Source organism: Pseudomonas matsuisoli (genome assembly GCF_014647635.1).
GTDB lineage: Bacteria > Pseudomonadota > Gammaproteobacteria > Pseudomonadales > Pseudomonadaceae > Pseudomonas_P > Pseudomonas_P matsuisoli.
Genome location: NZ_BMPO01000002.1, coordinates 207,674 through 225,679 on the forward strand (window position 1 = coordinate 207,674; position 18,006 = coordinate 225,679).

Here is an 18,006-nt window from a genome sequence, read left to right on the forward strand (position 1 = left end):
CAGCGAAGGGAATTAAAAGCGGCTACGCTTTTGGCGTCCGGTTGACCGCATTGTTAGGACATCCCAACATAACCACGGAACCATGCTGATACTGCAGCAACTATGATCCCCACAGAGACTGCAACAATCAGGGAGTACACTCGCTCTCGTGCTCTAGCAGCTTTTTCTTCAAGATGCAGTGCGCCTTTCGCCCTCAAATACACTCTCTCATTCTCGGCCCTTATGCCCCCAGTAGAGCGTAGGCCCAGGTAATGGGTAGCACCGTCTTTGTCTTTAGGCAGCGTTAGCATGTATAAGAAAGTGGCATAAGAAAATTCTGGCATTTCGTTCTTATCACTATTGGGGACTGTCACACCGACATAACCCTCTTCAAGTAGCAATGCTAATGGGTAATAGCGACGATGATCTTCGAACTTGGCACTCGCCAGAGACATAGCTCTTTCTAACGTTATTTCGCCGCTCTTGGAAAGTACTTTGAGAATCTTGGTGGCATCACCTTGCATTGCCATTAATCTCTTGTCCGATTTTAAGTCCTAAAGTTGAGTTCTGCGGACGTCGCTTACGGCGGTCCGCTGCAACCTATTGTTAGCCTCTATCCACAAGATTTCCGCGAGGCTGCGCAGCTCGTAGAAACACTCAACAGCTTCTTTCATTGTTGGAAGTATTTTTGGCGAGTCATGGGTTAGCTCATTTCGGCGATCGGTTAATGATCGGACCCTTGAGAGTACGTTTTCACCAACTTTTTCTTCCCATTCTTTGCGTTTCTTCTTGTTATAAGGCCCGTCAAATGACTCTAAGAATTCTTTGAATATTTCGAACTGCTCGATTATGGCAAGTTTGGCAATAACGGGCTCTACTCTAGATTGATTTCTATCTTTCGGAGGTAGCGGCATATGCACACCGCCGTTTTCAGACTTTTCCGGGCTTTCGCCAAGCACAATGTACGCTGTCATTGCCATTTCTTTACTGGTTCTTAAGCAGTATGGATGACTTCGAGCGATCTGTCTTTCATTTGCGGGAGATGATAGGAATGGACCTTCTTGCCACGCAGAGTTCTCTTCACCACAGCAGTTTGGATCTGTCATTTTCTCAGCAGATCTAGCGTGGTCAAAAACGTATGCACTTGCAAGCATCGCCTCATTTGAGGTTTTTAGGAATTTTTCCATACGTCACCCCATATGACTAACGTTTGGTTAAGGGGCGGGCGTTAGCCCGTCCCAGTGAGCGAGGCGAACGGCTTGAACCACTTGTTAGGCATTGGCTTGAACTGCCTGTACTCGGATTCTTTCCAGTGCTTCGAACGCAGCCATCAAATGGGCTGCCGATTCAGCACTGTGCAGGCTAACGCCTGTTTCCTTAGCTACTAATTCAATTACCGCATCCCGCTCTAGTGCGAGAGTGTTAGCCACATGCAATGCACACGAGCGTGCATGTGATGCACGATGCTCAAGCGGTTCACTCTCGTCTAACACCTTACGTTTATGTGAGTTAAACGACATTTCCTTTGCCTAACGTTTGGTTAAGGGGCGGGCTTTAGCCCGTCCCAGTAAGCGAAGCGAACAATTTGAACCGCTAGTTAGGTTTCTTCGTCATGGAATATTAGCCATGAACGACAGATGTTCTCATGATTTTTTGCTATGAAGAAAATCTCTAATTCTTTGGCGTCGAACTCACGATATAGCCAGTGGCCTGGAATGGGGCCGCGGACTACGTTGTACTCAAGCCTGTATTTTAAGAGCGGTTGCGAGTTAAGAATTTGAGAGCTCAGAAGGATGCTCTCGCCCTGTTTCAAGCTCCAAAGTCTGTTCAGGGTATCGCTATCCGTCACTGTGTCTTCTGCAACCGTTAGCAGGGAATTAGATAAAAGCTTTTTATGAAGTCGTGCGCTTCTAGCCATGAATGAACCTAACTAAAATTAGACGTCATCTGACGAGTAACACACTGGGAGGATTTGACGCATAACGTTCCTTGTCATCATTGACGATCCTGTCTACGGTGGGCTTTCCAAGGGAGGCTGACGGTATAAAGGAGTTATACGTCATGACAGGGAAGCTAAGATTGCTGGATCAGGTGCGGGAGCAGATTCGTCTGAAACACTACTCGATACGAACGGAACGTGTCTATTGCGAATGGGTCCGTCGGTTCATTAGTTTTCACAACTATCGACACCCGGTTGAAATGGGGGCGTCAGAGGTCGAGGCGTTTCTGTCCAACCTTGCTGTTGCAAGATTGGCTTCGGCGTCCACCCAAAACCAGGCGTTGGCGGCGTTACTCTTTTTTTATAAAGAAGTGCTCCGCCAGGACTTGCATTGGATAGAAGAAGTTGTACGCGCGAAAAAGCCGAGTCGTTTACCCGTTGTGCTTTCCATTGAAGAGGTGCAATGGATTCTGATCCAAATGAAAGATGAGTCTTGGCTGATCAGCTTGCTTTACGGACCCGGAATGCGTTTGATGGAGGCAATACGGTTACGGGTAAAGGATGTGGATTTTGTACAGCAGGAGACTCTGATCCGCTACGGGATACAGAGCCTAAGCCCACTCGACCGGCTATGACACGCGGTTGATTATTCGTCTTCTGACTCGGCACCCACTGCGTCGAAGCAAGCCAGGCGATGGCCTTCGATCAGCCAGGTGCTATCGGCTGCATTGTGCTCGGCTTCCATCACGCTGTTGTAGCTGAACGCCCAGCGCTTGGTGTCGCGGCCGTCGCGGGCTTCGATTTTCAGGACGGTGGCTTCGCTCTCGAATGCCTCGTCCGCTTCCGCGGCGGCGTCGGCCTCGTCGAGTAGTTCGTCGTTCAAGCTGAAATGCGCGGCGTGGAGGCCGTCGATTTCCAGCATGTCGGCGGTTTCGAGTTGGTCGAGGAGGTAGATGGGTTCTGTGGGCACGGTTGGGTCCTGAGGATCAAGCTGGTGGGTTACGCCTATTGGGCTAACCCACCCTACGAGAGCGTGATTAGTTGTCGTAGCCGAGGTTAGGGGCCAGCCAGCGTTCGGTGACGGCGAGGTCCTGGCCTTTGCGCTTGGTATAGCGGTTGACCTGATCCTTGTCGATTTTGCCGACGGCGAAATACTGGGCTTCCGGGTGGGCGAAGTACCAGCCGCTGACGGCTGCCGCGGGGAACATGGCGTAGTGTTCGGTGAGGAATACGCCGCTACGGCCGGCCTTATTGAATTGAGCTTCGGGGTCGAGCAAGGCAAAGAGCGTGGCTTTCTCGGTGTGGTCCGGGCAAGCCGGATAGCCCGGAGCAGGGCGGATGCCTTTGTATTGCTCTTTGATGAGCGCTTCGTTGTCCAGGGCTTCGTCAGGTGCGTAGCCCCAGTATTCCTTGCGCACGCGCTCATGCAGCCATTCGGCGCAGGCTTCGGCGAGGCGGTCGGCCAGGGCTTTCACCATGATGCTGTTGTAATCGTCGCCCTTGGCTTCGTAGTCCTTGGCGACTTCTTCGGCGCCGATGCCGGCGGTGGTAATGAAGCCGCCGACGTAGTCAGTAACGGCGCTGGCTTTGGGGGCAACGAAGTCGGCGAGAGACAGGTTCGGTTTGCCGTCCGGCTTGATGGTCTGTTGGCGTAGGTGGTGTAGGTTGGCGAGGGTTTCGCCGTTGTCGCCATAGACTTCCAGGTCGTCGTCGTTCACCTGGTTCGCGGGCCAGAAGCCGAAGACAGCGCGGGCCTTGATCAGCTTCTCGTCGATCAGCTTTTTCAACATGGCCTGGGCGTCATTGAACAGCGAAGTTGCCGCTTCGCCCACGACCTCATCGCTGAGAATGCGCGGGTACTTGCCAGCGAGATCCCAAGAAATGAAGAACGGCGTCCAGTCGATGTATTCGGCTAGCACCGCGAGGTCGATATCTTCCAGAACACGCGTGCCGGTGAAGGTGGGTTTCGGCGCTTGGTAGCCGGACCAATCGAAGGCCGGCTTGTTGGCGACAGCTTTTTCATAGCTCAGGCGTTCGGTGCGAGAGCTACGGTTCGCTGTGCGCTCGCGCACGACGACGTAGTCCTCGCGGGTGCGTTTGACGAAGTCGGTCTTTAGCTCTTTCGAGAGCAACTGCGTCGCTACGCCCACGGCGCGGGAGGCGTCGGTCACGTAGACGACGGCATCGTTCTTGTACTGCGGTTCGATCTTCACGGCGGTATGCGCCTTGGAAGTCGTTGCGCCGCCGATCATCAGCGGAAGCTTGAAGCCCTGGCGCTGCATTTCCTTGGCGACGTGGACCATCTCGTCCAGTGACGGGGTGATGAGACCGGACAGGCCAATGATGTCGCACTTCTCGGCGATAGCGGTCTGCAGGATTTTTTCTGCCGGCACCATGACGCCGAGGTCGACGATGTCGTAGCCATTGCAACCGAGCACGACGCCGACGATGTTCTTGCCGATGTCATGCACATCGCCTTTCACGGTCGCCATCAGGATCTTGCCTTTGGCTTCGGGCTTGTCGCCTTTTTCTTCCTCGATGAAAGGAATGAGATGCGCGACCGCCTGCTTCATCACACGGGCGGATTTCACGACCTGCGGGAGGAACATCTTCCCCGAGCCGAACAAGTCACCGACGACGTTCATGCCGCTCATGAGCGGGCCTTCGATGACTTCGATGGGGCGTGCGCATTGCTGACGGCATTCTTCGGTGTCTTCGACGATGAAGGTCGTGATGCCTTTTACCAGGGCATGCTCAAGGCGCTTGTCGACCGGATAGGAGCGCCACTCTTCGGTCTCGGCTTCCTTGACCGCGCCGCCGCCCTTGTACTGCTCGGCAATGGCGAGGAGGGCATCGGTGCCTTCGGGCGTACGATTGAGTACGACGTCTTCAACGCGGTCACGCAGCTCCTTCGGGATCTCGTCGTAGATTTCCAGCTGGCCGGCGTTGACGATGCCCATCGTCAGGCCGTTCTTGATGGCGTAATAAAGAAAGACGGAGTGGATCGCCTCGCGCACCGGATTGTTGCCGCGGAACGAGAAGGACACGTTCGACACACCGCCCGAGGTCAGCGCGTAGGGCAGGTTGTCGCGGATGAAGGCGCACGCGTTGATGAAGTCAACGGCGTAGTTATTGTGCTCTTCGATACCGGTCGCCACGGCGAAGATGTTCGGGTCGAAGATGATGTCTTCCGGCGGGAAGCCGACCTGATTGACAAGGATGTCGTAGGAGCGCGCGCAAATTTCGTTCTTGCGTGCTTCGGTATCGGCCTGGCCGTCTTCGTCGAACGCCATCACCACGACCGCGGCGCCGTAGCGTTTGCAGAGCTTGGCGTGGTGGATGAAGGCGTCGACACCTTCTTTCATGGAGATCGAGTTAACAATGCCCTTGCCCTGAATGCACTTCAGGCCCGCTTCGATGACGTCCCATTTCGAGGAGTCGATCATGATCGGCACGCGGGAAATGTCCGGCTCGGAGGCGATTAGGTTGAGGAAGGTGACCATGGCCGCCTTCGAGTCCAACATCCCCTCATCCATGTTGATGTCGATGACCTGGGCGCCGGCTTCGACCTGCTGCTGCGCAACTTCCAAGGCTTCGGCGTAGTTTTCTTCACGGATGAGGCGGGCGAACTTGGCGGAACCGGTGATGTTGGTCCGCTCACCGACGTTCACGAACAGCGAGTTGCGATCGATCGTGAACGGTTCGAGGCCCGAAAGCCGGCAGGCACGAGGAATATCCGGAATGACGCGTGGCGCGTGCTTGCTTACGGCTTCCGCGATGGCCTGGATGTGATCAGGCGTCGTTCCGCAGCAACCGCCAACGATGTTGAGCAGGCCGCTGGCGGCGAACTCTTCGACCACTGCGGCCATTTCCGCCGGCGTCTCATCGTATTCACCGAACGCATTCGGCAGCCCGGCGTTGGGGTGCGCGGAGACGAAAGTGCTCGCTTTGTTGGCCAGCTCTTCGATGTACGGGCGCAATTCCTTGGCGCCCAGGGCGCAGTTCAAACCAACGGAAATGGGATTGGCGTGGCTGATCGAGTTCCAGAACGCTTCGGTGGTTTGGCCGGACAGGGTGCGGCCGGACGCATCGGTGATCGTTCCCGAAATCATGATCGGCAGCTCGACACCCATGTCTTCGAACACGCCTTGCACTGCGAAGATCGCGGCCTTGGCGTTAAGGGTGTCGAAGATGGTTTCGATCAGGATCAGGTCTGCGCCGCCGTCGATGAGGCCTCGCGTGGCTTCGGTGTAGTTTTCGACGAGTTCGTCGAAGGTGACGTTGCGGTAGCCGGGGTTGTTGACGTCAGGTGAGATGGAACACGTCCGGCTGGTTGGACCAAGCACGCCGGCGACGAAGCGGGGGCGATCCGGTGTTTCGAGCGTCTTCGCATCTGCGACTTCGCGCGCCACACGAGCGCCGGCCACGTTCAGTTCATAGACGATGGCTTCCATGCCGTAGTCGGCCTGGGAAACCTGGGTGGCGTTGAAGGTGTTCGTCTCGAGGATGTCGGCGCCAGCGTCGAGATAGGCTTTTTCGATGTCCGCAATAATCTTCGGTTGAGTCAGCAGCAGCAGATCGTTGTTGCCTTTGACGTCGCTTGGCCAGTCGGCGAAGCGCTCGCCGCGGTAGTCCGCTTCCTCGAGGCGGTAGCTCTGGATCATCGTGCCCATGCCGCCATCGAGGATCAGGATGCGTTCCTTGAGAGCTTTTTGCAGGGTGGCAAGGCGTGAAGCACGGTCAGGCATGGAAGGCTACCAACGGCGGGAAGTAAATGAGCGCGAATGATATCAAAGATGATCCAGGCCGAACGCCGGCGGGGTGCATCATGAATTGCGCTCATCTTGCGGCGGAAGCGGTCGATTGCCGTTGATGTCTGGCGCTCTTGAGCTATGTCTTCGGCGCCTTGATAACTCGCTTCGTTGAAGCCGGGTGCCGCTTCAACGCGTCGATCGGTCGTCTGGGTCGTTGCATAAGCTCGCCACTGCAATTTGGGCAGTGTCCTTGCAGGACGCTTTCAGCGCAGGTACGGCAGTACGTGCATTCGAAGGAACATATGAGCGCTTCGGTGGATTCGGGTGGAAGGTCGGAGTCACAGTATTCGCAGTTCGGACGTAGCTCGAGCATTTATGGACCTCATCAGGCGAAACGGGCGGCGTAATCGTGCGGGCTTACAGCAAAATGCTTTTGGAACGTACGGCGTAGGTTCTCGGGGTGGCGAAACCCGCTCAGGCGGGCGATCGTGGAGATCGATGCGCCGCTGTCTTGCAGCAACGCCCGCGCAGCCTCCAAGCGTAAGCGCTCGACGTATTGGCCGGGCGCGATACCTAGCTCTTTTAAAAACAGTCGCGATAGCGAGCGAGGCGAAAGATGCATGCGTTCCGCGAGGGTATCCAGCGAGAGGTCGGCACTCAGGTTCAGCGCCATCCACTCGAGTAAGGTCAGCAGGCGCGGTGTGCGGTTCGCATCGGGCAGTAGTAGCGCACTGAATTGCGCCTGCCCGCCAGGTCTGCGCAGGAACATCACAAGTCGCCGCGCGACCGCTAACGCCATTGGGCGTCCAAGATCGGCCTCGACCAGCGCAAGCGATAAGTCGATGCCAGCGGTAACGCCTGCCGAGGTAAACAGATGATGGCTACCGTCGTTCGCTTCAGGGCGATAGGTATGCAGGCAATCGGTATCGACGTGGATCTTCGTGTTACGCGCCAGCTCGTCCATGTCGGACCAATGGGTCGTCGCGCGCAGACCATCCAGCAGGCCTGCCGCCGACAATATCAATGCGCCGGAGCACACCGAGCCCAAACGGCGGATGTGGGGCTCTGCATCGTTTAGCCACGTTAATAATGGGTGGTTCCTACACTGTGCTTGCTGACCAATGCCGCCTGGAATGAGCAGCGTATCCAGGGATCGCGGGTCGACGTCTCGCCACGCCAGTTCAGCGATGAACTGGATGCCTGCCGATGTCGCGACGGGGCCGATCTTTTCGCCAAGGACTCGCAATTGGTAGTGGGGACGAACGCCCTGGCGTTCGCATTCCACATTTGCTGAAGCGAAGACTTGCAAGGGCCCGGTGACGTCGAGGCTCATGACATCTGGATAGATCAAGGTGGCGATGGTTTTCATGGCGTAGGACGGAGAAGAGGCGACGCCGCAGTGTGTATTCGCATCAGGTCTGGCTGCAACGTCATCGTTCCCACATATCTAGACAACCGTCGTAAGCGTCATTGTTAAAGTCCTACTAGAACAGTCGGACTTTATCCAGGCTATTGAGTGGCGTACACTAGCGCCCAAGTCTGCGAGGAGTTGCCATGAGCGCGATAACTATTACTGAAGCCGCCGAAGGCTATCTGGCTGATCTGCTGAGCAAGCAGGACACGCCAGGTATCGGCATCCGTGTATTCATCACCCAGCCCGGCACCCAATACGCCGAAACCTGCATCGCCTACTGCAAACCAGGCGAGGAAAAGTCCGAAGATACGGCGCTCGCGCTGGCCTCGTTCACTGCGTGGATCGATGGTGTCAGCGAGCCGTTTCTCGAAGATGCCGTCGTCGATTACGCGACGGACCGCATGGGTGGCCAATTGACGATCAAGGCGCCTAACGCGAAGGTGCCTCAGGTCAACGAAGACAGCCCACTGCCTGAACGAGTCGATTATTTCCTGCAAACGGAGATCAATCCGGGTTTGGCCAGCCATGGCGGCCAGGTCAGCCTCGTTGACATCGATGATGAGGGTGTGGCGATCCTGCGCTTCGGGGGCGGCTGCCAAGGATGTGGCATGGTCGACATGACGTTGAAAGATGGCGTCGAGAAGACGTTGATGGAGCGCGTGCCGGAGTTGAAGGGCGTTCGTGACGTCACGGATCACACGAATAAAGAAAACGCCTACTATTAATCGGCGTTCCTAAGAGGCGGCGCTTAGCCGCCTTTTTTATTTGCGCCGCCGGCAACGGGCTTTTTTAACAATTGGTATGCGAAATGCTTCACTACTTGGCGACCTACCACGGTAGTGGCATTGTGTGCACAAATCCTCTGGCGACAACGTTTTCATGACGACGATTCCACTATTGGTCTGCGATGACTCTGGCATGGCACGCAAGCAGTTGATGCGTGCGCTGCCCGAAGGTTGGCCTGTCAGTGTCACGCAGGCGTCGAACGGTCAGGAAGCATTGGTCGCTATCCGCGCTGGGTTGGGTGAGATCGTGTTCCTCGATCTCACCATGCCGGTGATGGACGGGTACGAGGTCCTCGCCACGTTGCAGCGTGAAGGACTCAGTTGCCGCGTCATTGTTGTATCGGGTGACGTGCAGGAAGAGGCCGTGCGCCGGGTTACCGAACTGGGCGCATTGGCTTTTCTAAAAAAGCCGGCGGCTCCAGAGCAAGTGCTCGAGACGCTCGAACGTCTTGGCATGTTGACGTCTGGTACGGGCAATGTGCTGTCGACGCCGCTTAGCGAACCCATCGTCAGTTTTCGAGATGCGTTCCGAGAGACGGTTAACGTCGCAATGGGACGCGCTGCGGCGTTGCTAGCCCGCGTTCTCGGGGTGTTCGTGCACCTACCGGTGCCGAACGTGAATATCCTTGAAGTCGGCGAGCTGCACATGGCGCTGGCAGATGCAGGGCGTGGCGATCGATTGACCGCGGTTTGCCAGGGATACATCGGCGGCGGTATCGCGGGTGAGGCGCTGTTGATCTTTCATGATTCGGAAGTCTCGGATATGGCGCAGCTTCTGCGCGGGCGCTCCGACGAGCATTCCGAAATGGAGATGCTGTTGGACCTGTCGAGCGTGCTTATCGGCGCGTGCCTTTCGGGGATCGCCGAGCAGATCGACATCGTGTTTTCCCAAGGGCACCCGCAGGTGCTTGGCCAACATGCGCCCATCGAGCAGTTGATTCAGCTGAATCAGCAGCGCTGGAAGAAAACGCTGGCCGTCGAGATCAGCTACAGCCTGGAAGGGCACAATATCCATTTCGACCTATTGCTGCTGTTTACCGAAGATTCGGTCGAGCTGCTCTCCCGCAAACTTGCCTACTTGATGAATTGATACCTGCCATGCAGAACGTGCAACTGGACGAACTTCACTGGTTACTTGCCATCGTGCAAAGCATCGATGTGGGCGTTGTAGTGTTCGACCGGGAATACCGTGTCGAAGTCTGGAACACGTTCATGGAGAACCGTTCCGGCTTGATGCCTTCTGAGGTGCATCAGCGGTCTTTTTTTGATGTCTTCCCCGAGGTCAACGAGGAGTGGTTTCGGCATAAAGTCGAGAGCGTCGCAACGCTCGGTACGCCAGGTTTTACGATTTGGGAACAGCGTCCCTATCTGGTCCACTTCAAGAGTTACCAGCCCATCACTGGGCAGGAAGAATTCATGTACCAGAATACGACGCTATTGCCGCTGCGCTCGGTGAACAGCAAAGTTGGTCACATCTGTCTGATCATCTATGACGTGACCAGCGTGGCCGTCAATCGGCGACAACTGCAGTCCGTCAACGAGCAGCTGCAGCACCTATCAAGTACCGATCGCCTTACCCAACTGTATAACCGTGGTCATTGGGAAGAATCTCTGCAGCACGAGTACGCCCGCCATAGACGGTATGGCACCAATGCCTCGCTGGTGATGTTCGATATCGATCACTTCAAGCGTATCAACGACACGTATGGCCACCAGGCGGGCGACCGCGTTATTCAGCACGTTGCCGATATGGTTCGCGAGCACATACGCGACACCGATATCGCCGGTCGCTATGGCGGTGAGGAGTTCGCCGTTCTTTTGCCAGACACCAATAGCAGCGGTGCTGCGCATTTTGCAGAGCGGCTACGTGTGGCGATCGAGGCGTTGACGGTCAGGCATGACGCCCATGAGATCCGCTTCACCATCAGTCTAGGGGTGGCGGACCTTTCTGGCGGGTGCGATGGCTACAAGGCGCTGATCGAATGTGCCGACGCCGCGCTCTATTCGTCCAAACGCAACGGCCGTAACCAGATGACTCTTCACGAACCTTCATAACGTTGAGGTTCAATCAGCTTCTACCCAGCTCCGATGCGAGCAATGTCATGAGCGTTGCCTCATCGGCGCTGAGCCACTTCCGTTTGCGCGCCTTTGGAAATTTCGCCAGTTCGCCGACAGAGTAGGCGGTTAGTACTGTTGGGTGTATGTAGCAGTTTCTGCAAATGGCTGGGGTATTACCGAGCCGTTTGGAAACGTCTTTGACGACATCCACAACCTGCTTTTTCGCAACTTTTTCAGGTTCCCAGGCTTCTCCGCGGAGCATGGCGAGAGTGAGCACGCTGCCAGCCCAGGTTCGGTAGTCCTTCGCGGTGAAGTCGGAGCCAGTGACCTCGTGCAGGTAGGCATTGACGTCAGACGACGTTACCGTGCGCCGGTCACCTTCATCATCGACATACTGAAAGAGCTGCTGGCCCGGCAACTCTCGGCAGCGGCGGACGATGCGTGCTAGGCGGGGATGCTTGAGCGTAATCTCATGCTCGATACCGCTTTTGCCGCGAAAGTGAAAATGGATAGCCGACCCTTTGACATCGACGTGGCGGTTACGCAGCGTCGTCAGCCCATAGGACCGATTGCTCTTCACGTATTGAGTATTGCCTACCCGAATCAAAGTCGACTCAAGTAGCGCGAGCACCGTCGCCATGACCTTTTCCCGGCCCAATGACGGCTTCGACAGATCCTTGTCTATCCTTGCTCTCAGCTTGGGCAGCGCTTCAGCGAATTCCAGCATGCGTTCGTATTTGTTCGAATCGCGCAGTTCTCGCCACCGGGCGTGATAGCGATACTGCTTGCGGCCTCGTGCGTCACGCCCCGTCGCCTGCAGATGACCGTCCGCTTTGGGGCAAAGCCAAACGTCTGTGTAGGCGGGCGGGACCGCCAGCTTATTGAGCCGCTCGATTTCGTCTTTGTCCGTGATCCGTTCGCCGTCGAGGTCGAAATAAACGAACTTCCCCCGGCTTCTGCGGCGCGTATACCCCGGCTGGCTGTCATCCACGTATTGCAGGTCCGGTGGTAAGGGCGGGCACAGCGATGTACCGGTGTCTGGTTTCTCGTCGGTAGGAGGTGGAGGTGTGCCCTCAGCAGCCGGTAACCCGCCGCTGACATCGATATCGCTGTCCTGCCGCATACGCTGACCTTACTTAGCGATCGAACGCGGGTAGGTCGATCTCGCTGCGGGAGTCTCCCTGCCGCTCGCCGGTGTTGTGCAACAAAATTTCCACCGCCGCACTCAGTTCGTCGATAGCCTCGCGATAGAGTTCTGGCTTCGCTTCTGTTTCTGCCTGATCGGCATGCTTCCGAGCACTGTTGAGGTGTTGAAGTACTTCTGCTTGATCACCAATCATGGTGCGTCTCCAGTTCATGAGGTGGCGCCGTCAATGGCGGTCATTCCTTAAATGAAATGACCCAGGGCGCATGAGCGGAGTTCGAAGCAGGAGAGCGGCGGTGGTCCGTCAGGCGCGCGCCCCAATGAATGGGGCGCGCTGCACGGTACTATTTTGGCATCTGCCAGGGTTCCAAATGGAAGCCTTCGGCGCGCAGCGTCTTGCGGGCTTGCGTCAATATCGCTTCCAGCGCCGCAGGATTGGAGAGTTGTTCGCTCGACAAGTGGCATCGATCGACCAATGCGGCGCTCGTGCGATCGATAACCGAAAAGCTGTAATCCCGTCGACTCTCTTGTGGCGCCCAGGCAATGCATTGAAAGGGCTGAAAAGCTTGGTCTGCGATTAAAAGTGCTTCATTGATGCGAAGCTGGGCGTTCATGATCTGTCCTCATCTGGTGCCCTTGAACTGCCTATCAAGCGGCAGTGGTGGTACGTGCCTCCAGTGGATGACAGAAATATGTAAAAAGTCACGCGATGTCCCATTTGTTAAACGCAGTGTCGTATTCGAGCATCCGCGTGGCGCCCGGTGTAATTCACTGGAGTTGGAGTTGTTCGCAAGGGTAGAGACGTTCTGGACGGAAAAGCCAGCGGCGCGCGCGTTATCCCATGGTGCTAAGTGCGCGAACTGCACATTCGCCGGTAGACTTCGCCGCGTCACGGCACTGCCCTGGCTGGAGATAGGTCGATGCCTGACCGGAACGGCGTCGCTGGCAAAATCGTGAAAAACAGGGTTCGCTTGCGAACTCAATCCAAAACTTGCAGTCCCTGTTGAGCGCCGATTCAGGCGTTGGGTTTAGGAGTGGTCATGGATTTGTGGGCTGCCTTTCAGGCATTCATTCTTGGCGTCGTCGAGGGATTGACAGAGTTTCTTCCCATCTCGAGTACAGGCCATCTGATCGTCGTCGGCGATTTGCTTGAATTTAACGGGCAAACCGCTACTGCCTTCAAGATCATCATCCAGCTAGGCGCAATCCTCGCGGTGATGTGGGAGTTTCGCGAACGCATCCTCGGTGTGGTCACGGGTCTACCCACGCAACCGCAAGCGCAGCGTTTCACGATCAATCTGTTGATCGCCTTCATTCCAGCGGTCGTGCTGGGGTTACTCTTCGCCGATCTCATCGAGCACTGGCTGTTCAATCCAATTACCGTGGCTACGGCTTTGGTAGTGGGTGGCATCGTGATGATCTGGGCTGAGAAACGTGAGCATTCGATCAAGGCAGAGACCGTCGACGACATGACTTGGAGTCTTGCGCTTAAAGTGGGCTTTGCCCAGTGCCTCGCCTTGATTCCTGGCACCTCAAGGTCAGGTTCCACCATTATTGGGGGCCTGCTTTTTGGCCTGTCACGCAAAGCCGCGACGGAGTTTTCTTTCTTCCTGGCGATGCCTACGATGGTGGCTGCGACCGTCTACTCGCTATACAAGTACCGCGACATTCTCCGACTGGAGGATTTGCCTGTCTTCTTGATCGGATTCGTCACGACCTTCATCGTTGCGATGATCACGGTTCGTGCTCTACTGAAGTTCATTGCCAACCATAGCTATGCTGTATTTGCCTGGTACCGCATAGCGTTCGGGATTTTGATCCTGGCAACGTGGCAGTTCGGTTGGATCGACTGGAGCACGGCCGAAGGTTAACGATAATAAGAGGACATAAAGGTAATGGCTGCTTTAGAGCTACGCGGTGTACTCAAGACCTGGGACGATGCCAAAGGATGCGGATTCATCTCCCCTGAAGAGGGATACGGGGAAGTCTTCCTTCACATTTCCGCGGTCCGGGGTGATCGCAGACCCGCTATAGGCGACGAGCTACTCTTTATTTCGAGCATGGATCGAAAAGGCCGTCAGCGTGCGGAACATGCCCGAATCCAGGGCGGCTCGGCCTTCGATGAGCGTTCGTTTCGTCGCAAGCAAAAGCGCGTGCCGGACGCTGCCCCTGTCCAAAAGCGCCCGGAGCGTCGATCCCGCCGGCCCGGAGGTATCCAGTATCTGCCATTGAAGCTGACCGTATTCGTTGCGGCGTGCATCCTGCCAGCGCTTGGCCTTGCGCTCATGGCCTCCGCAGGGCAGTTTGTACCGCTGGTAGCCTACGCGCTGTTCAGCATCGTGGCCTACTTTTTGTTTTTCGACGACAAGCGCCGTGCCTTCAAGAAAAAACGGCGCATACCAGAAGCCTTCCTGCATTTGGTAGAGCTTCTCGGTGGGTGGCCTGGGGCGCTTTTGTCCCAGCAACGTTTTCGTCACAAGACCCGTAAATTGTCTTACCAAGGCCTGTGCTGGCTGATCGTGCTCATACATCAATTCGTATGGGCTGAATATCTCTTCATGAACGGAAGAGTCGCGAGTCTTATCCTCGATTTCCCATAACGAGTTCTCGCTGGAAGCTTGGAACGCATCCCATTAGTAAGCGGAGCGAAGAGCGTCTTACCGACGCTTCGCTCCGCTGCGTTGAAGTTCCTTTTGGTACAAGACCACGCTAAGCAGCAATCCCGCCAACGACATCAATGCCGCCGCAAGGAAGATGTTCGCAAACCCAAGGTAGGATGCGATGAACCCCATCAGCGGGCCCGCAATGCCAAGTGCGAGGTCAAAGAACACCGCATACGCACCCAAGGCGGCTGCGCGGCTGGAGCTTGGAATGCGAGACAACACTTCGACACCTAGGGCAGGGTAAACCAGTGATAATCCGAATCCGGTCAAGGCTGCTCCAAACAGCGCAAGCTCCGGTACCGGTGCCAACCACAACATGATCAGCCCCAGGGTCTCCACGCCAAGACAGGCGATACCCACCCGATAGCCACCGATCCGCTTGATGGCGCTTGCGAACATCAAGCGCGCGCCGATGAACGCGACGCCAAAGATCGTGAGACAGTAGGCCGCGTGTTCCCATCCTTGGTCTCGGTAATAGAGTGTGATGAACGTCGCCAAGGTACCGAAGCCAATCGAACCCAGCGCTAGACCTATTCCATTAGGAGCCACTTTCAATAGTACGCTGCCAAACGCCATCCGCTCGCCAGGAATGATGGGGGCTGGGGTTCTGTTCTTGGCGAGAAGCAAGGCGAGGAGCGCACTTACCAAGATGAACGCCCCCATACTCCAGATCCCGAGCGCGCCTACCATCAGCACTCCCAACGGCGCGCCGACTGCCATTGCACCGTAGGCCGCAATGCCGTTCCAGGAGATGACCTGAGCAGTATTGTCAGCACCTACGCGACTAATTGCCCAGCTGATGCTGCCGGTCCCGACCATACCTTGCGCGGTACCCAGTACGACACGCCCAAGTAAGAGTAGTGAATAGCTTGCGACTGGCCACTGTTCGAGGCTCGTTGCGACCAACGTAAGCAAACCGCTGACGGCGCAGCCGGCCAACCCATAAACCACTGCCTTTTTAGGGCCGAGTCGGTCTGCGACGTTACCTGCTAATGGACGCGTCACTAGCGTAGATAGGTATTGGGCGCTGATAGCGAGGCCCGCAAGGAGCGAACCCATTCCCAAGTCGTCGTTTACATACCCTGGCAGAACGGCGAGCGGAACGCCGATGCACAGGAAGCCAATAAAGGTATAGATGACGATGGAGATGATGCTGAACGTCTGGGAGGGAGTGCGTTTTTTATTCTTCATATGCGGGAAATAGCAGGCTTGACAGCCTCATAATGCGCCGCAATGCCGCTACAAGGAAAGCCTGCTAACGTTTTTTGGTAGAGAAAAGTGGCGCTATAGAGCGCAGCCGGCGTCTGAGCCCTTCGGCTGAAGGATAAAGGGCTTCCGCTGTTGACCGGGAATGATTGATCAGGTCTATCTACGATGAGAATGGTGGGCAACGGGCTGGAGAAAGGTGGATGGCTTCGTCCATCCACCCTACGGGTCTCGTAGACCGGGTGCTAACCCGGGGCTACGTTTCATGGATGACCCCGCAAACGGGTTAAATCACGCTACGACTGTAGGGGCGACTTCAGTCGCCCGCAGTGTATGGAGCAGGTGGGGGGCATCCTCCATCATCCTTGCAGGACTAGCTTGTAATGCCCTGGCTACGCAGATAGTCATCGTAAGAACCGGAGAAGTCGGTGATGCCGTCTTCGCTTAGCTCGAGAATGCGCGTTGCGAGCGAGCTGACGAACTCGCGGTCATGGCTCACGAAGACAAGGGTACCGGGATAGTTGTCGAGCGCCAGATTTAGGGCTTCGATCGATTCCATATCCAGGTGGTTGGTCGGCTCGTCCATGACCAGCACGTTCGGTCGTTTCAGGATCAGTTTGCCAAACAGCATGCGTCCTTGTTCGCCACCAGAAATTACCTTCACTGACTTCTGGATGTCGTCGTTGGAGAAAAGCATGCGGCCCAGCGTGCCGCGTACGAGCTGCTCGCCGCCTTGAGTCCATTGCGACATCCAGTCGAACAAAGGCATATCGTCTGCAAAGTCATCAGCGTGATCCTGCGCGAAATAGCCAACATCCGCGCTCTCGGTCCATTTGACTTCACCGTTCGTTGGCGCCATTTCCCCGACTAATGTCCGTAGCAACGTCGTCTTGCCGATGCCGTTCGGCCCGATGATGGCAACACGTTCGCCGGCCTCAACCTGCAGCGAGAGGTTACGGAAAAGCGTTTCACCTTCGTAACCTTGGGCGACCTTGTCCAGCGTCACGGCCTGTCGATGTAGCTTTTTGTGCTGCTCGAAACGGATGAACGGGCTAACGCGGCTGGACGGCTTGACCTCGTCGAGCTGGATTTTGTCGATCTGACGCGCACGGCTCGTTGCTTGCTTCGCCTTCGACGCGTTAGCCGAAAATCGGCTAACGAACGATTGAAGCTCGGCTATTTGCGCCTTTTTCTTGGCATTGTCAGCGAGCAACCGCTCTCGCGACTGCTCCGCAGCCATCATGTATTCGTCGTAGTTGCCAGGGAAAAGCCTGAGCTCGCCATAGTCGAGGTCCGCCATGTGCGTGCACACGCTGTTCAGGAAGTGACGATCGTGCGAGATGATGATCATAGTGGAGTTGCGAACGGTGAGTACGCCCTCCAGCCAGCGAATGGTATTGATGTCGAGGTGGTTGGTCGGCTCGTCCAGCAACAGGACTTCGGGATCGGAAAACAAGGCCTGTGCCAGCAACACACGAAGCTTCCAGCCCGGCGCCACTGCACTCATCGGCCCGAAATGCTGCTCCAATGGGATGCCGAGACCAAGCAGCAACTCTCCCGCGCGGGATTCCGCGGTGTAGCCATCGTACTCGGCAAACTCCACTTCGAGTTCGGCGACCTTCATTCCTTCTTCTTCGCTCATCTCAGGGAGCGAATAGATACGGTCGCGCTCTGCCTTGACCGCCCATAGCTCATGATGGCCCATGATCACGGTATCGATCACCGTATGGTTCTCGTACGCGAACTGGTCCTGCCGCAGTTTTCCGAGACGAACGTTCGGCTCGATCATGACCTGACCGCCCGAAGGCTCCAGTTCGCCACCCAAAATTTTCATGAAGGTGGACTTTCCACAGCCATTAGCGCCGATCAAGCCATAACGGTTACCGCTTCCGAATTTCACGGAAACGTTCTCAAACAATGGCTTGGCGCCAAACTGCATTGTGATGTTGGCTGTAGAGATCAAGATTTTACCTTTCTAGAAACATTGGCTTGCGCCCTCGACGCCGGAGGGGGCGAAGAGATGGCTCGCGGGCGGCGAATCAGGGGGCGAAGCGAGGTGGAGAT

17 protein-coding genes are annotated in these 18,006 nt (G+C 56.2%); 6 read left to right on the forward strand and 11 right to left on the reverse strand.

Features of this window, described 5'->3' with window-relative positions:
- Window positions 1–53: 53 nt before the first annotated feature.
- The gene (locus IEY47_RS04480; RefSeq protein WP_188981961.1) at window positions 54–509 is read right to left on the reverse strand and encodes a hypothetical protein; all 456 of its coding nucleotides are present in this window, start codon (window positions 507–509) and stop codon (window positions 54–56) included.
- A 24-nt stretch (window positions 510–533) separates the two neighbouring features.
- Complete coding sequence (locus tag IEY47_RS04485; RefSeq protein ID WP_188981962.1) at window positions 534–1,166, reverse strand: hypothetical protein; 633 nt, start codon at window positions 1,164–1,166, stop codon at window positions 534–536.
- An 874-nt stretch (window positions 1,167–2,040) separates the two neighbouring features.
- On the opposite strand from IEY47_RS04485, the gene IEY47_RS04490 reads away from it, so the two are divergent.
- Window positions 2,041–2,553 (forward strand): phage integrase N-terminal SAM-like domain-containing protein, encoded by a 513-nt coding sequence (locus IEY47_RS04490; RefSeq protein ID WP_229779207.1) that lies wholly within the window; start codon window positions 2,041–2,043, stop codon window positions 2,551–2,553.
- An 11-nt stretch (window positions 2,554–2,564) separates the two neighbouring features.
- Here the strand turns inward: IEY47_RS04490 and IEY47_RS04495 are convergent, their stop codons facing one another.
- From IEY47_RS04495 to IEY47_RS04510, 4 genes are all read right to left on the reverse strand, one after another.
- On the reverse strand, window positions 2,565–2,888 hold the full coding sequence (locus IEY47_RS04495; RefSeq protein WP_188981963.1) for a DUF5629 family protein: 324 nt from the start codon (window positions 2,886–2,888) through the stop codon (window positions 2,565–2,567).
- 67 nt (window positions 2,889–2,955) lie between these two features.
- The gene (gene metH / locus IEY47_RS04500) at window positions 2,956–6,666 is read right to left on the reverse strand and encodes a methionine synthase (RefSeq protein WP_188981964.1); all 3,711 of its coding nucleotides are present in this window, start codon (window positions 6,664–6,666) and stop codon (window positions 2,956–2,958) included.
- A gap of 142 nt (window positions 6,667–6,808) precedes the next feature.
- On the reverse strand, window positions 6,809–7,045 hold the full coding sequence (locus IEY47_RS04505; RefSeq protein WP_188981965.1) for a DUF1272 domain-containing protein: 237 nt from the start codon (window positions 7,043–7,045) through the stop codon (window positions 6,809–6,811).
- A gap of 12 nt (window positions 7,046–7,057) precedes the next feature.
- The gene (locus IEY47_RS04510; RefSeq protein WP_188981966.1) at window positions 7,058–8,041 is read right to left on the reverse strand and encodes a GlxA family transcriptional regulator; all 984 of its coding nucleotides are present in this window, start codon (window positions 8,039–8,041) and stop codon (window positions 7,058–7,060) included.
- Between the two features lie 185 nt (window positions 8,042–8,226).
- Here IEY47_RS04510 and nfuA point away from each other — a divergent pair, with 185 nt between their 5' ends.
- The 3 genes from nfuA to IEY47_RS04525 all read left to right on the forward strand — a co-directional run bounded on the left by nfuA (window position 8,227) and on the right by IEY47_RS04525 (window position 10,926).
- Window positions 8,227–8,811 carry a Fe-S biogenesis protein NfuA gene (nfuA, locus tag IEY47_RS04515; RefSeq protein WP_188981967.1) on the forward strand — a complete coding sequence of 195 codons (585 nt, stop codon included), beginning with the start codon at window positions 8,227–8,229 and terminating at the stop codon, window positions 8,809–8,811.
- Window positions 8,812–8,965: 154 nt separating this feature from the next.
- Complete coding sequence (locus tag IEY47_RS04520) at window positions 8,966–9,961, forward strand: response regulator (protein ID WP_188981968.1); 996 nt, start codon at window positions 8,966–8,968, stop codon at window positions 9,959–9,961.
- A gap of 8 nt (window positions 9,962–9,969) precedes the next feature.
- Window positions 9,970–10,926 (forward strand): sensor domain-containing diguanylate cyclase, encoded by a 957-nt coding sequence (locus tag IEY47_RS04525; RefSeq protein WP_188981969.1) that lies wholly within the window; start codon window positions 9,970–9,972, stop codon window positions 10,924–10,926.
- A gap of 13 nt (window positions 10,927–10,939) precedes the next feature.
- On the opposite strand, the gene IEY47_RS04530 is transcribed toward IEY47_RS04525, so the two are convergent.
- The 3 genes from IEY47_RS04530 to IEY47_RS04540 all read right to left on the reverse strand — a co-directional run bounded on the left by IEY47_RS04530 (window position 10,940) and on the right by IEY47_RS04540 (window position 12,687).
- The gene (locus IEY47_RS04530; RefSeq protein ID WP_188981970.1) at window positions 10,940–12,052 is read right to left on the reverse strand and encodes a DNA topoisomerase IB; all 1,113 of its coding nucleotides are present in this window, start codon (window positions 12,050–12,052) and stop codon (window positions 10,940–10,942) included.
- 13 nt (window positions 12,053–12,065) lie between these two features.
- Window positions 12,066–12,269 carry a hypothetical protein gene (locus IEY47_RS04535; RefSeq protein WP_188981971.1) on the reverse strand — a complete coding sequence of 68 codons (204 nt, stop codon included), beginning with the start codon at window positions 12,267–12,269 and terminating at the stop codon, window positions 12,066–12,068.
- Window positions 12,270–12,417: 148 nt separating this feature from the next.
- Window positions 12,418–12,687, reverse strand: a complete 270-nt coding sequence (locus IEY47_RS04540) for a hypothetical protein (RefSeq protein ID WP_188981972.1) — start codon at window positions 12,685–12,687, stop codon at window positions 12,418–12,420.
- A 426-nt stretch (window positions 12,688–13,113) separates the two neighbouring features.
- Here IEY47_RS04540 and IEY47_RS04545 point away from each other — a divergent pair, with 426 nt between their 5' ends.
- Window positions 13,114–13,944, forward strand: coding sequence for an undecaprenyl-diphosphate phosphatase (locus IEY47_RS04545; RefSeq protein ID WP_188981973.1), 831 nt, complete (start codon window positions 13,114–13,116; stop codon window positions 13,942–13,944).
- A gap of 24 nt (window positions 13,945–13,968) precedes the next feature.
- Complete coding sequence (locus tag IEY47_RS20690; RefSeq protein ID WP_188981974.1) at window positions 13,969–14,673, forward strand: DUF1294 domain-containing protein; 705 nt, start codon at window positions 13,969–13,971, stop codon at window positions 14,671–14,673.
- Between the two features lie 57 nt (window positions 14,674–14,730).
- Here IEY47_RS20690 and IEY47_RS04555 read toward each other — a convergent pair whose 3' ends face one another.
- A complete protein-coding gene (locus IEY47_RS04555; protein WP_188981975.1) occupies window positions 14,731–15,927 on the reverse strand; it encodes an MFS transporter in 1,197 nt (398 codons plus the stop codon).
- 388 nt (window positions 15,928–16,315) lie between these two features.
- A complete protein-coding gene (locus tag IEY47_RS04560) occupies window positions 16,316–17,905 on the reverse strand; it encodes an ABC-F family ATPase (protein ID WP_188981976.1) in 1,590 nt (529 codons plus the stop codon).
- Window positions 17,906–18,006 lie beyond the last annotated feature (101 nt).